We start from the raw sequence: 14,241 nt of genomic DNA, 5'->3' as shown, positions 1-14,241 counted from the left end.
TGCTTATCTTATGCATGCTTACTATATGGCACCCTTCCCATGAACCTTGCCCCCACTGTCGGCTTCCTGTTGCACGACGTCGCGCGCCTGCTGCGCAAGCGTTTCGAACAGCGGGCGAAGCATATGGGCCTGACCCGCTCGCAGTGGCAGACGATCGCCTATCTCGCCCGCAACGAAGGCATCCATCAGAGCGGCTTGGCGGAACTTCTGGAAATCGAGCCGATCACCCTGATGCGCGTTCTGGACAAACTGGCCGAACGCGGCTTTATCGAACGCCGGCGGCATGAGACGGACCGCCGGATCTCGCTGCTCTACACCACCGAACTCGCACGCGGCCTGTTGACCGACATGCGCGCCATCGGCGACGCCACACGCAGCGAAGCGCTGCAGGGCATTTCCGACGAGGACCGCGATCGGCTTCTCGCCATTCTCGACACGATGAAATCCAACCTCCTGCAGGCCTGCCGCGCGCCGGCCGACAAAGAAACGCACCATGGCTGACACATCTCCCCTCCGCGTCCCCGCAAATGCCAATGTCACCGCCCTTGAAACGTCCGAGAACAACACGGCCGAAGCCAAGATCAATGCCGTTCCTGCCGCTGACCCCGCGCCTGCTGCCGGGGCGACCAAGCGTCGCCGCAGTTTGAAGCGGCCCATCCTGTTTGCCCTGCTGCCGATAGCGCTCGTTGCAGGCGGCTACTACTACGTCACCGGCGGTCAGATTATGGAGACGGACAATGCCTATTTGCAAGCCGATATGGTGGGCGTAACCACCGATGTCGCTGGCATTGTCGCCTCCGTCGATGTGCATGAAAATGAAGACGTGAAGGCGGGACAGGTGCTGTTCCGGCTGAAGCCGGATTCGTTCCGAATTGCGCTGGAAGGCGCAGAAGCCAAACTTGCCTCTGCCCGCAACCAGCTATTGAACCTCAAGGCGAGCTACGCCCAGACGCTGGCGCAGATCGCGCAGGTCGAAGCTGATATCCCTTATTACCAGACCGTTTTCGACCGGCAGCAGACGCTGATCTCCAACTCCGCCGCCTCCCATGCCACCTATGACGACGCCAAACACAATCTCGAAGCGGCGAAACAGAAGGTCTCCGTCGCACAGGCGCAGGCTGCAACCACGCTGGCGGAACTCGGCGGCGATGCCAACCAGCCGATCGAGAAGAACCCGCTTTATCTCGAAGCGAAGTCGGCAGTCGATGATGCCCAGCGCGAACTCGACCATGCGACGGTGCGGGCTCCATTCGATGGCGTCGTTACCAATGTGAACGCGCTGCAAACCGGCAGCTATCTCGATGCCGCGCAGCAGGCTTTCTCGCTGGTCTCGACGAAGAACATGTGGATCGCGGCCAATCCGAAGGAAACGGAACTGACCTATGTAAAGCCCGGCCAGCCGGTCAGCATCACCGTCGATACCTATCCGGGCGTCGAGTGGAAGGGCAAGGTTGCCAGCGTCAGCCCCGCCTCCGGCGCGAGCTTCGCGCTGCTTCCGGCACAGAACACCTCCGGCAACTGGGTCAAGGTGGTCCAGCGCATTCCGATGCGGGTAACCATCGACGGCACCGATGGCAAGCCGCCGCTGCGCGTCGGCATGAGCACGCTGATCGCGGTCGATACCGGCCATGCCCGCGGCCTGCCGGATTCGGTTCGCAAGCTCATCGAATACTCGACCGCACACGCACACGAGTAAACCCGTCATGAGCAGCACCCCGTCCGTGGCCTCGACGCCGGTCGCCAATCGCGGCGCGATCACGGCTTGCATCATCCTGGCCGTCATCATGCAGGCGCTCGACACGACGATCGCGAACGTGGCGCTTCCCTACATTCAGGGCAGCGTCGCGGCGAGCGCCGACCAGATCAACTGGGTACTGACATCCTATATCGTCGCGGCCGCGATCATGACGCCGCCGTCGGGGTTTCTCTCGGCGAAATTCGGCCGCAAGCGCGTACTCCTGACGGCCATCGTTGGCTTCGTCGCCGCGTCTGTCCTGTGCGGTCTTGCCCAGTCGCTGCCCCAGATCGTCGGCTTCCGGCTTTTGCAGGGCCTGTTTGGCGCGGCACTCGTGCCGCTGTCGCAGGGCATCCTGCTCGATATCTATTCGGCCGAAGAGCGAGGCTCGGCCATGGCGCTGTTCGGGGTCTCGGTCATGGTCGGCCCGGTACTCGGGCCGGTGATCGGCGGCTGGCTGACGGAAAACATCAGCTGGCGCTGGGTGTTCTACATCAACGTGCCGATCGGTGCGCTCGCCTTTGCCGGCATCAGCGTCTTCGTCAAGGAAACCAAGATCGACGCCCAGGCGAAACTCGACTGGTTCGGTTTCGGCATGCTCAGCCTCGGCATCGCCTCGCTGCAGCTTTTCCTCGACCGCGGCGGCCAGCTCGACTGGTTTTCCTCCGGCGAGATCATCGTCGAGGCGATCGTCTGCGCCAGCGCCTTCTATCTCCTCTTGATCCACACCTTGACGACCGAAAAATCCTTCATCAATCCACGCCTGTTCCTTGACCAGAACTTCACCGTCAGCATGCTGTTCATCTTCGTCATCGGCGTCACCTATCTGGCGTCACTGGCGCTGATGACGCCCTATCTCCAGTCGCTGATGGGCTATCCGGTCATCACGGCCGGCATCGTCATGGGGCCGCGCGGTCTTGGTACGATGGTCTGCATGTTCGTCGTCGGCCGGCTGATCGGCAAGGTCGATACGCGCATTCTGCTGTTCACCGGCCTCGCGATCACCGCCTGGGCGATGTACGACATGATGAGTTGGACGCCGGATGTCTCGCAGTGGACGATCATTTCGGTCGGTTTCGTGCAGGGCGCCGGTCTCGGCTTCCTGTTCGTACCGCTGACGACGATCGCCTTCGCAACCCTGCCGGCGGAAATGCGCGGCGATGGCACCGGGCTCTACAATCTCTCCCGCAATATCGGCTCCAGCGTCGGTATCGCCGTCGTCGCAGCCCTATTGGTGGAGAACACGCAGGCCAACCATGAAGCGATCGCCGGCTACGTGACGCCGTTCAACCACGCCTTCCAGGCGCCGGCAGCCGCCGGGCTCGATCCTATGACCGCCGTTGGCCGCGCTTCGCTCGACAGCATCGTCACGCTGCAGGCGACGATCATCGCCTATATGGACGATTTCAAGCTCTTGATGCTGATGTCGCTCGCCGTCATGCCGCTGGTCTTCCTGCTGCGCAAGCCGAAGGCCCCACCCGCCGTGGACCATAGTGCCGTCATGGAATAGCCGCGGGCGGAGGAACTCACCGGACAGGTGCGGCTGACCGGATCCTGAAAAGATATTCCGGCAACGTTGCAGTCCTCCCCTTGCAGACCGTCGCTGCGCGTTGTTTTATCGCGTTGCCGCCTCCAGCGAAGCGGTGCTCTGGGGGGAGATATGAAAATCATTCGTCGTTTTGCAGGCATGATCCTGCTTGTGCTGGTGGCTGGGTTCATCCAGCCCGCTTTCGCGGTCGCGCAGCCGGATTCGAGGCAGGCCGAACAGGTCATGCGGACCTGGTACAAACTGGTTCTGGAACTTGTCCGGCACACGCCGACCTATTCGCCGCCCGTCGCCAGCCGGTCCTTCGCCTATCTCGGCGTCACCGGCTTCGAAGCACTGGCAACCGGGAACGATGGCCTCAAGTCTCTGGCGGGACAACTGAACGCGCTGCAGCCCGGGCCGCAGCGGGAAGCCGGCAAGGTCTATGACGACGCGCTCGTTGTCGATGCCGCCCTGTCCTTCGCCGTCCAGAATTTCTTTTCCAATACCGGCCCGACCGGCCAAAGGGCCTTGAAGGCCATGCAGGCAAAGATGCGCGAACGCGCCGTGTCCGGCTTGCCGGACGACGTGATCAGCCGGAGCGAGGCCCATGGCCGTGCCGTCGGCGAGCACATCCTCTCATGGTCGAAGGAGGATGGCGGCGCCGTGATCGAAAACATGGGCTTTCCTTTGGAATACACGCTGACGGAGGGGCCGGCGCACTGGGTGCCGACCAGCCTTATCGCCCAGCAGCAATTGCCGCTCCTGCCCAACTGGGGCAAGAACCGCACCTTCGCCATGGCGAACGGCGCGACCTGCGGCCTGCCGGCGCCGCTCGAATACAGCGAGGACAAGAACTCGACGTTCTACAAGGATGCCTTCGAGGTCTATACGGCCGTCAAGGACCTGACGCCGGAACATCGCGTCATCGCCCGTTTCTGGTCGGATGACCCGATGCTGTCGCCAACGCCGCCGGGCCACTGGATTTCGATCGCGCTTCAGGTGCTTGAACATGAAAAGGCCGGACCCGAACAGACCGCCGACGTGCTGGCACGGCTGGGCGTGGTGCTGGCCGATTCCTTCATCGGCTGCTGGGACGCCAAGTTCCGCTACGATCTCGTCCGGCCGCTCACCTATATCCGTCGGGTGATCGATCCGAAATGGGAAGCCATCCTCAACACACCGCCCTTCCCGGAATATCCGAGCGGCCACAGCACGCAGTCGGGCGCCGCCGCCGACGTTCTGACCAAGGCTTTCGGCGACAATTTCGCCTTCGAGGACGCGACCCATGCAGCCGATGGGCTGAAACCACGTCCGTTCCCGAGCTTCTGGGCAGCGGCGGAAGAGGCAGGCATTTCCCGCCTCTACGGCGGCATTCATTTCCGTGCCGCAATCGAGCGGGGTCTGGACCAAGGAAGATGCATTGCCGGCTATGTGAATGCTTTGAAGACGAGGAAGTAGGTCATGCGCGCACTCGTTCTTACCCTTGCAGCATCCACCTCGCTGATTGCAGTTCCCATCGCGGCACCCGCAGCCGACGCACCGCTCCTCATCCCGCGTTATAGCGAGGAGACCAAGACATCCGGCATCAACAGTATCTATGCGGGAGACTGGCAATATATGGTTGGCGGCGGGGTCGCTACCTTCGATTGCGACGGCAACGGTTATGCCGACATGTTTCTGGCCGGTGGCGAGGCCCCGGCCAAATTCTACCGCAACACCAGCAAGCATGCCGGTCCGTTGACGTTCAAGGCGGAGACGAGCGGCCTTGAACTCGAGAGCGTCACCGGGGCCTATCCGCTCGATATCGATAGTGACGGCAATGTCGATCTTGTGCTGCTGCGTGTCGGGGAAAATGTCGTGATGCGCGGTCTTGGTGGCTGCCGGTTCAAGAGGGCGAACGAGGATTGGGGCTTTGACGGCGGTGATGCCTGGTCGACGGCGCTCGCTGCCACCTGGGAGCACGGATCGGACTGGCCGACCATCGCCATCGGCAACTATATCGACCGCCGCGAGGAGATGTTTCCATGGGGCTCCTGCACCGAAAACTGGCTGCACCGGCCAGTCGCCGACCAGGGGCAGCGGCGCTTCGCACCGCCAATCGCGCTGAAGCCGAGCTTCTGTCCGCTCTCCATGCTGTTCACCGACTGGAACCGGTCCGGCACGCCGAGCCTGCGGGTGTCCAACGACCGCGAATATTACAAGGGCGGCCAGGAACAGCTCTGGCATGTCGAACCCGGCAAGGAGCCGGCGCTCTACACGCCGCAGGAAGGGTGGAAGAACCTGCGCATCTGGGGCATGGGCATTGCCGGCTATGACCTCAATCTCGACGGCTATCCAGAATATTTCCTGACCAGCATGGCCGACAACAAGCTTCAGACGCTGGCCAAGCCCGTCGAGGGTGGCAAGAGCGAGCCTGGCTACAGCGACGTCGCCTTCGCGAAGGGGATTACCGCGCACCGACCCTATGCCGGCGGCGATGTTCGCCCAAGCACGGCCTGGCATGCGCAGTTCGAGGACGTCAACAATGACGGCCGCGCCGATCTCTTTGTTGCCAAGGGCAACGTCGCCGATATGCCGGACTTCGCGGCCAAGGATCCCGACAACCTGCTGCTGCAGAAGCCGGACGGCAAGTTCGAGGAAGCGGGCGACAAGGCCGGCGTCGAGAATTACGCGACTGCCCGGGGCGCGGCGCTGGCCGATTTCAATCTCGACGGCCTGCTCGATCTCGTCGTCGTCAACCGCTGGGAGACGGCCAAGGTTTGGCGCAACACGACGGAAAAAGCCGGGAACTGGATCGAAATCCAGCTGAAGCAGGACGTAACCAATCGCGACGCGATCGGCAGCTGGCTGGAACTGAGACGCGGCGACACGATCCTTCGCCGGGAAATCACCGTCGGCGGTGGCCATGTCAGCGGCCAGCTTGGCTGGCGTCATTTCGGGATCGGCGAAGCTGAGGGCGCCGATCTTCGGGTTATCTGGCCGGATGGCAGGGCCAGCGACTGGCAGCCGGTCGCAGGCAATGGCTTCTACATCCTGGAGCGCGACAAGCCGGTCAAAACCTGGCGGCCGGGTTGATCCTACGCCGAAAGGGCGTGGCTTAAGCTTGGTCCAACTCCGGATAATGGCGGAAGATGCCCTGTTCGTTGAAGGCGAGCCGACGCGGTGAGGCCAGATAGGCCTTGACGCGCAGCAGCGCCTTGACCTGCGCATTGAGGGTGACGAGCAGCGGATAATCCGGTTCGGCCGCCGTCATGGCCTTCGGAAAGGCATAGCGCAGACCCTCCACGACGTGGAACAACGACAGGTCCACATAGCTGAGCGTCTCGCCGACAGCGTGGATTTCGCCCTGCCCGCTCTTGCCGAGTTGTCCTTCGAAATAATCGAGAAATTTCGGCAGGCGTTCATCGCGAAAATCCTCGGCCCGCCGCAGCGCCTCGTCCTTCTGATCCTCGTAGTAAAGCGAAACGCCGATCGGATGATGGACGTCATGAATCTCCGAGACAAAATCGGTGATGCTCAATTGCAATCCATTGGCCTCGATCCGGCCGGCCTCATCCTTCGGGGAAAGACCGAGCTTGCCGCCGAGGTGCAGCAGGATATTGGCGACATGAGAAATTAGGAGGTCGCCATCTTTCAGGAACGGCGGAGCGAACGGCACGAAGCCTTTGCCACGCCCCTTCAGTACGGACATCATGCGCGCCATACCGCCTTCCTCACGCGCCACATCGACATAATCGGCGCCGGCCTGCTCCAATGCCAGCCGGACGAATTCGCCACGGCCGGGGATACCGTCCCAGTAATAGAGCTCGTAGGTCATCTGGCACCTCTCTCGATATCAGCTTCGCTCGGTCACCATGCCATCCGCATTTAATGGTTGGCGCAAATGAAAAGGCCGGAAGCATTGCTGCTCCCGGCCCGGATATATGGCGAACTGTCGTTTCGGCCAGTCGCGCTCTGCGCAGATTACTCGATATCGAAGAAATCCTTCATGCGGGAGAAGAAGCCCGCCGATTCCGGATTGTTCTCCTTCGAGGACAGTTCCTCGAATTCCTTCAGCAATTCGCGCTGGCGCTTGGTCAGCTTCTGCGGCGTCTCGATCTGAATCTGGATATAGAGATCGCCGACCTGGCTGGAGCGCAGTACCGGCATGCCCTTGCCCTTGAGGCGGAACTGCTTGCCCGCCTGGGTACCTTCCGGCACGGAGACGCGCGACTTGGTGCCGTCGAGCGTCGCCACGTCGAACTTGCCGCCGAGCGCTGCCGTCGTCATCGAGATCGGCACGCTGCAATAGAGGTCCGCGCCGTCGCGCTGATAGAATTCATGCGGTTTCACCGACAGGAAGATATAGAGGTCGCCCGCCGGCCCACCCCGCACACCAGCCTCGCCCTCGCCCGACAGACGAATGCGGGTGCCGTCCTCGATACCGGCCGGGATGTTGACCGAGAGCGAGCGCTCTTCGGTGATACGGCCATGACCGTGGCACTTGGTGCAGGGATCGGCGATCGTCTGACCACGGCCCTGACAGGTCGGGCAGGTGCGTTCGATCGAGAAGAAGCCTTGCGCCGCGCGAACGCGGCCGGAACCCTGACAGGTGGCGCAGGTCGTCGGCTTGGTGCCGGGCTTGGCACCCGTGCCGGTGCAGACATCGCAGGTGATCGACGTCGGTACGCGAATCTGCGCGGTCTTGCCCGTATAGGCCTCCTCCAGCGAGATTTCCATGTTGTAGCGCAGATCACCACCGCGCTCGCGACCACCAGCGGACCGGCGCTGACGCCCGCCGCCCATCATCTCGCCAAAGATGTCCTCGAAGATGTCGGAGAAGCCGCCGGCGCCGCCCATGCCTGCGCCACCGGCGCCCATGCCGCCCTGCTCGAAGGCCGCATGACCGTAGCGATCGTAGGCTGCCCGCTTCTGGGGATCCTTCAGCGTCTCATAGGCCTGGTTGATTTCCTTGAAGGTCTTTTCGGCCTCGGCATCCCCGGGATTCTTGTCGGGATGATATTTCATTGCCAGTTTGCGGAAGGCGCTCTTCAGCTCCTTTTCATCCGCTGTTTTCGCAACGCCGAGCGTTTCGTAAAGATCACGTTTCATACTTGCAGGTTGTCCCGTTGAATAGGCGCGTCAAAACCGGCTGCCCGGTGGTCGCCAAACTTCCTTGCACAGGATTTAGTGAACCTTGTCGCGCGATACCATAGGCAATACAGCATCACTGCCGATTTTTATTGGAAAAGCCCGGTTTCGCGCGGCTTTCAGGTCGCTGCCGCCTCTGCACGCGGCTTGCGCGCATTTCGATCCCAGCCGAACAGACGGTTGATGAGATCACTCACCGGTTTTTCGAAGTAGCGATCGGAGCCCATGGCAACGAGAACGGCGATGATCATCGGCACGATCAGGAACTGATAGAAGCTGATGATGCCAAGCGGCTCGATGCCGTGGCGCCAGACGATAGCGAGCACGATCGTTTCCACCACCGGGTGCCAGAGATAGATGCCGAACGAAACCTTGCCGGCTGGCGACAGAAGCGACAGGACCTTGGCACCATCCGGATTGTTGCGCTCCACCACGGCGGCGGCGAACATCGCGACCCCCAGCAGGCCGACGATCACATAGGCCGGCCACAGCATCATCATGCCCATCATCGCGAAGGCGAACAGCCCCCAAGCGAGCGTGTGAGAGCGCCATTGCAGGCGGCTGTCGCGGGCAAGGAGCATGACCACCCCGCCAATGGCAAAGTCGGCAAAGGCGCGATAGGCACCCCAGGTGTCGGCGAGCAGCCAGCTCTTGAACGGAATGATCCCGGCACGCGTCGCGACCTCCAGCAGGATGACGCTGACGACAGCAAGCGCGGCCAGCCCCTTCACACCACCTCGACAGATGATGAAGACATAGATTGGCAGCAACAAATAGCAGAACCATTCGGCCGACAGCGACCAGGACACATAATTGAAGCTCAACTCCTTCGTCGTGCCCCAGGCCTGCAAGAGCAGGATGTTCTGCGGCAGGATGCTGTAATCGTAGCGATCTGGCACAGTTGATGAGACGACACCGAGATGCAGCATCAATCCGACGAAGACGAAGAAGGCGAGCGTCAGGAGATAAAGCGGATAGAAGCGCGCCAGACGGCGCACGAGGAAGGACTTGTAGCTCGGCCAATCCTTCAGCTTATCGCCGTAACGCAACAGGATAAGGAAGCCGGAGATCATGAAGAACATGTCCATCAGCGGCAGCAGGCGTTCGAGAATATGGCTCAGATCATACTGAAAGGCATCGCCGGGTCCGAAGCGCAGGAAATGATAGGTCATCACCAGAATGGCCGCCATGAGCCGCCAGGATTCGAAAATTCTGAAATGCATGACTCAAATCCCTGCCGGCAGTGTCGCAATGCTGCCTCTTCGCATGAATCTTATATCAGCGTCTTGCAAATCATCCGTTAAGGTGAATCCGGCTCATCAAAAAACCCGGGATGCTGGGCATCCCGGGTTCGATTGTGGGCCTTCGAGAAAGGCTTAGGCAGACTTCTTGCGGTCGTCCTCGTCGTTGACTTCCTCGTAGTCGGCATCGACGATATCGCCATCGCGGGCCGCATCAGCCTGCGCATCAGCATTGGCGGCGTCAGCCTGCTGGGCCTCGTACATCGCCTGGCCCAGCTTCATCGAAGCTTCGAGAAGCGTCTGGGTCTTGGCCTTGATGTCTTCGGCGTCCGGCTCGGAGGCTTCGACGGCCGTCTTCAGCGCTGCGATCGCATCGGAGATCGCGGTACGCTCGACTTCCGTCACCTTGTCACCGAATTCCTTCAGCGACTTTTCCGACGAATGAATCAGGCTTTCGGCCTGGTTCTTGGCTTCGACGGCTTCGCGGCGCTTCTTGTCGGCTTCGGCGTTTGCTTCAGCGTCCTTGACCATCTTCTCGATATCCGCGTCGGACAGACCGCCCGATGCCTGGATCCGGATCTGATGCTCCTTGCCGGTGCCCTTGTCCTTGGCGGACACCTGCACGATGCCGTTGGCGTCGATATCGAAGGTCACTTCGATCTGCGGAATGCCACGCGGTGCCGGCGGGATGCCGACCAGGTCGAACTGGCCGAGCAGCTTGTTATCCTGCGCCATTTCGCGCTCGCCCTGCGAAACGCGGATGGTCACGGCATTCTGGCTGTCTTCGGCCGTCGAGAAGGTCTGGCTCTTCTTCGTCGGGATCGTCGTGTTGCGTTCGATCAGGCGGGTGAAGACGCCACCGAGCGTTTCGATGCCGAGCGACAGCGGGGTCACGTCGAGCAGCAGAACGTCCTTGACGTCGCCCTGCAGAACGCCGGCCTGGATGGCGGCGCCGAGAGCGACGACTTCATCCGGGTTGACGCCCTTGTGCGGCTCCTTGCCGAACAGCTGCTTGACGACTTCCTGCACCTTCGGCATGCGGCTCATGCCACCGACCAGAACGACTTCGTCGATCTCGGCCGCAGTGACGCCGGCATCCTTGAGTGCTGCCTTGCACGGTGCGACGGTGCGCTGGACGAGATCGTCGACCAGGCTTTCGAACTTGGCACGCGACAGCTTCATCGTCAGGTGCTTCGGACCCGAAGCATCAGCGGTGATGAACGGCAGGTTGATTTCGGTCTGCTGCGAGGACGAAAGCTCGATCTTGGCCTTTTCAGCAGCTTCCTTGAGGCGCTGCAGGGCCAGCTTGTCGTTCTTCAGGTCGATGCCCTGATCCTTCTTGAACTCGCCTGCGAGATATTCGACCAGACGCATGTCGAAGTCTTCACCGCCGAGGAAGGTGTCGCCGTTGGTCGACTTCACTTCGAAGACGCCATCGCCGATTTCCAGAACCGAGATATCGAAGGTACCGCCGCCAAGGTCGTAAACCGCGATGGTCTTGCCGTCCTTCTTGTCGAGGCCGTAAGCCAGGGCAGCCGCGGTCGGCTCGTTGATGATGCGCAGGACTTCGAGACCGGCGATGCGGCCGGCGTCCTTGGTTGCCTGGCGCTGGGCGTCGTTGAAGTAGGCCGGAACGGTGATGACCGCCTGCGTGACCTTTTCGCCGAGATAGGATTCAGCGGTTTCCTTCATCTTCTGAAGGATCATGGCGGAGACCTGCGACGGCGAATATTTTTCGCTGTGGGCTTCGACCCATGCGTCGCCATTGTCGCCCTTGACGATCTTGTAGGGAACGAGGCCCTTGTCCTTTTCAACCAGCTTGTCGTCATAACGGCGGCCGATGAGGCGCTTGACGGCAAACAGGGTGTTTTCCGGGTTGGTGACGGCCTGACGCTTGGCCGGCTGGCCGATCAGACGCTCGCCGTCGTCGTTGAAGGCAACGATCGAAGGGGTCGTGCGCGCACCTTCCGCATTTTCAATGACCTTCGCGTCCTTGCCGTCCATGACGGCGACGCAGGAATTGGTCGTTCCCAAGTCGATACCGATTACTTTAGCCATGTCATTCTCTCCTTGAAGCGGACTGTCAGAACCCGGTCAGGCATTCATTTGACAGCCCCTAACGGGATGGGTCTGTGGAATATTCGCAGCGATAGCTACGGTGATGGGGCGTATATAAGGACCAGTGTTTCGGACTGCAAGGCATCTTGCGGGCCGAAAACGCGCAAAAACAGAGCCGCTGGCCGCAAAAACAACGAAAATTCAGCCTTGCGCAAGAGGCGATATTTCACCGTCCGCCCGCCTTGCTTCAATAGTCAGGCCCGGCAGGAGCCGATGCTGTCCTTGCGAGCCGAAAATGTGGACGAAAGGATGGATTTCAACCGCCTGTCAGGATGTCGAACAGGGTCGTGCGCCGGGTGGCGCCGGTGGTCTCGCCGACATCGGCCGGCGGCAGGAGACCGGAATTGGCGGTATCGGCCGGTTGCCCCTGATTGGCGATCTGGCCATCGGTGACCGGCGCCTGCGGGAACTCGTCGACCGAACCGCCCGAAATGACGTTTTCGATGCTCTCGGGCGATGCCTGATCGCCGCCGAAGCTCGGCTGGATGCCTGTCGTGCCAAAGATCGGCGCGGGCGACAGGCCCTCGTGCGCGGCGGTCATGTAATCGTGCCAGGCTTTTGCCGGAAGACCGCCGCCCGTCACCTTCTTCATCGACTTGCCATCGTCGTTGCCGAACCAGATGCCGGTGGTCAGGTTGCTGGTGAAGCCGACGAACAGCGCATCGCGGAAGGACTGTGTGGTGCCGGATTTGCCGGCCGCCTGCCAGTCCTTGAGCTTGGCGGACTTGCCGGTGCCGTGATCGATGACGCCGACCATCATCTGGTTCATTTCACTGACAACGGCGGGATCGAGAACGCGCGGCGGGCTGTCATAGGTGTTTTCGTAGAGCACCTTGCCATCCGCCGTCGAAATGCGCTTGATGACATGCGGCGTTGCCTTGAAGCCGCCGTTCATGAACGGCGCATAGGCCGATGTCAGCTCGACGAGGCTGACCTCGGAAGTACCCAGCGCGATCGAGGCGTTGGATTGCATCTCCGATTCGATGCCGAGCCGGTGGGCAAGCTTGATGACGTTCTGCGGGCCGACCTCCATCACCAGTTGGGCGGCGATGGTATTGAGCGAATTGGCAAGCGCTGTCGCAAGCGAGACTTCGCCGCGATATTTCTGGTCATAGTTTTCCGGCGTCCAGTTGCCGATGCGCACAGGTCCGTCATTGCGAATCGACATCGGCGTGCGGCCGATCTCCATGGCGGCGGCATAGACGAAAGGCTTGAAGGCGGAGCCCGGCTGGCGCCTCGCCTTGACGGCACGGTCGAACTGGCTGTCGGCGTAATCACGGCCGCCGACCAGAGCGCGGATCGCGCCCGTACCATCGATCGAGACCAGCGCAGCTTGGCTGACATTCAGTTTCTGCCCGGATTCGTCGAGGCTGGAGGCCAGTGTCTGTTCGGCCTTCTTTTCGAGATCGAGATCGAGCGTGGTATCGACGATCAGGTCCTGTTTGATCTCGCCGACCATGCCCGGCAGCTGGTCCATGACCATGTCGGCGACATAATATTGCGCGCCGGACCAGAAGCTCTTCGCTTTGGTCGGTGGCTGCGACATCGCCGTCTTGATCTCGGCGTCGGTGATGAAACCCTCCTCGCGCATGGTGCCCAGCACGACCTGCGCCCGCTCCTCCGCCGCCTTCGGATCGCGCGCCGGCGACAGGCGCGAAGGGGCTTTCAGCAGACCGGCGAGAAGTGCTGCCTCGCCGAGGTTCACGTCGCGCGCGGACTTGTTGAAATAACGACGCGACGCCGCCTCGACACCATAGGCGTTCGAGCCGAAGAACACCCGGTTCAGGTACATCGCAAGGATCTGGTCCTTGGTGTATTTCTGCTCCAGCCAGATCGAGAGGAGAACCTCCTGCACCTTGCGCTCCAGCGTGCGCTCCGGCGACAGGAACAGGTTCTTGGCAAGCTGCTGGGTCAGCGTCGAACCGCCCTGCACCATGCGGCCGGTGGTGATGTTGGTCAGCATGGCGCGCGCCAGGCCGAGCGGATCGACGCCGAAATGCGAATAGAAGCGCCGGTCCTCGATGGCGATGACGGCCTGCGGGATATAGGGCGACATGTTTTCGAGCGACAGCGCCTCGCCGCCGGTCGCGCCGCGATTGGCGATGATCTCGCCGTTGACGGCCAGGATCTTGACGTTCGGCGGCCGGTCGGGGATTGCCCAACTGGTGGCGCTCGGCATGCGGGCGCCGTAATAGAGCACCAGCCCCCCGGCGCCGATGGCGCCCCAGATGCCGAGGACGACGCACCAATAGACCAGTGAACGGATCAGGCCGGTAAAACCTCTACCGCCGCCACGCGAACCGCGGCTGCGGCTCTTCGATTTGGTTTTCCGTGCCGGCGGCTTCGAGCCACCGGAACCGCTCGACTTCCTGCCACCACCGCCGACGCGATCGCGGGCATCGGCGCGCAGTCCCCCGTCATCACGCTCGCCACGCCCGCCTTCGAACGAAGGCTCGATCCTTTGCGATGATGTACGTTTTCCTGCCATG

General features: G+C 61.6%; 10 protein-coding genes. 5 read left to right on the top strand and 5 right to left on the bottom strand.

What is annotated here, in order from left to right; translation table 11 throughout:
* Positions 1 to 39: 39 nt before the first annotated feature.
* The 5 genes from ASG68_RS15785 to ASG68_RS15765 all read left to right on the top strand — a co-directional run bounded on the left by ASG68_RS15785 (position 40) and on the right by ASG68_RS15765 (position 6,338).
* Positions 40 to 501 (top strand): MarR family winged helix-turn-helix transcriptional regulator, encoded by a 462-nt coding sequence (locus ASG68_RS15785; protein ID WP_062603579.1) that lies wholly within the window; start codon positions 40 to 42, stop codon positions 499 to 501.
* Positions 494 to 1,696 (top strand): HlyD family secretion protein, encoded by a 1,203-nt coding sequence (locus ASG68_RS15780; protein WP_062581976.1) that lies wholly within the window; start codon positions 494 to 496, stop codon positions 1,694 to 1,696. Before ASG68_RS15785 ends, ASG68_RS15780 begins: the two co-directional genes overlap by 8 nt.
* A gap of 7 nt (positions 1,697 to 1,703) precedes the next feature.
* The gene (locus tag ASG68_RS15775; protein ID WP_062581973.1) at positions 1,704 to 3,245 is read left to right on the top strand and encodes a DHA2 family efflux MFS transporter permease subunit; all 1,542 of its coding nucleotides are present in this window, start codon (positions 1,704 to 1,706) and stop codon (positions 3,243 to 3,245) included.
* Positions 3,246 to 3,395: 150 nt separating this feature from the next.
* A complete protein-coding gene (locus ASG68_RS15770) occupies positions 3,396 to 4,721 on the top strand; it encodes a vanadium-dependent haloperoxidase (protein WP_062581971.1) in 1,326 nt (441 codons plus the stop codon).
* A gap of 3 nt (positions 4,722 to 4,724) precedes the next feature.
* Positions 4,725 to 6,338, top strand: coding sequence for a CRTAC1 family protein (locus ASG68_RS15765; RefSeq protein WP_062581969.1), 1,614 nt, complete (start codon positions 4,725 to 4,727; stop codon positions 6,336 to 6,338).
* Between the two features lie 22 nt (positions 6,339 to 6,360).
* Here ASG68_RS15765 and ASG68_RS15760 read toward each other — a convergent pair whose 3' ends face one another.
* The 5 genes from ASG68_RS15760 to ASG68_RS15740 all read right to left on the bottom strand — a co-directional run bounded on the left by ASG68_RS15760 (position 6,361) and on the right by ASG68_RS15740 (position 14,240).
* A complete protein-coding gene (locus ASG68_RS15760; protein WP_062581967.1) occupies positions 6,361 to 7,080 on the bottom strand; it encodes a glutathione S-transferase in 720 nt (239 codons plus the stop codon).
* 146 nt (positions 7,081 to 7,226) lie between these two features.
* Positions 7,227 to 8,354, bottom strand: coding sequence for a molecular chaperone DnaJ (gene dnaJ, locus ASG68_RS15755; RefSeq protein WP_062581966.1), 1,128 nt, complete (start codon positions 8,352 to 8,354; stop codon positions 7,227 to 7,229).
* Between the two features lie 158 nt (positions 8,355 to 8,512).
* Entirely contained in the window at positions 8,513 to 9,616 is a 1,104-nt protein-coding gene (locus ASG68_RS15750) for an acyltransferase family protein (protein WP_062581964.1), read from the bottom strand.
* A gap of 153 nt (positions 9,617 to 9,769) precedes the next feature.
* Complete coding sequence (gene dnaK / locus ASG68_RS15745; protein ID WP_062581962.1) at positions 9,770 to 11,692, bottom strand: molecular chaperone DnaK; 1,923 nt, start codon at positions 11,690 to 11,692, stop codon at positions 9,770 to 9,772.
* A gap of 316 nt (positions 11,693 to 12,008) precedes the next feature.
* On the bottom strand, positions 12,009 to 14,240 hold the full coding sequence (locus tag ASG68_RS15740) for a transglycosylase domain-containing protein (protein WP_062581960.1): 2,232 nt from the start codon (positions 14,238 to 14,240) through the stop codon (positions 12,009 to 12,011).
* Position 14,241: the final 1 nt, after the last annotated feature.

This window comes from Rhizobium sp. Leaf453, assembly GCF_001425605.1.
In the GTDB taxonomy this organism is placed as follows: domain Bacteria; phylum Pseudomonadota; class Alphaproteobacteria; order Rhizobiales; family Rhizobiaceae; genus Pararhizobium.
Note: the sequence above shows the minus strand (reverse complement) of the source record. Positions and strands in the feature narration are given on the sequence as shown.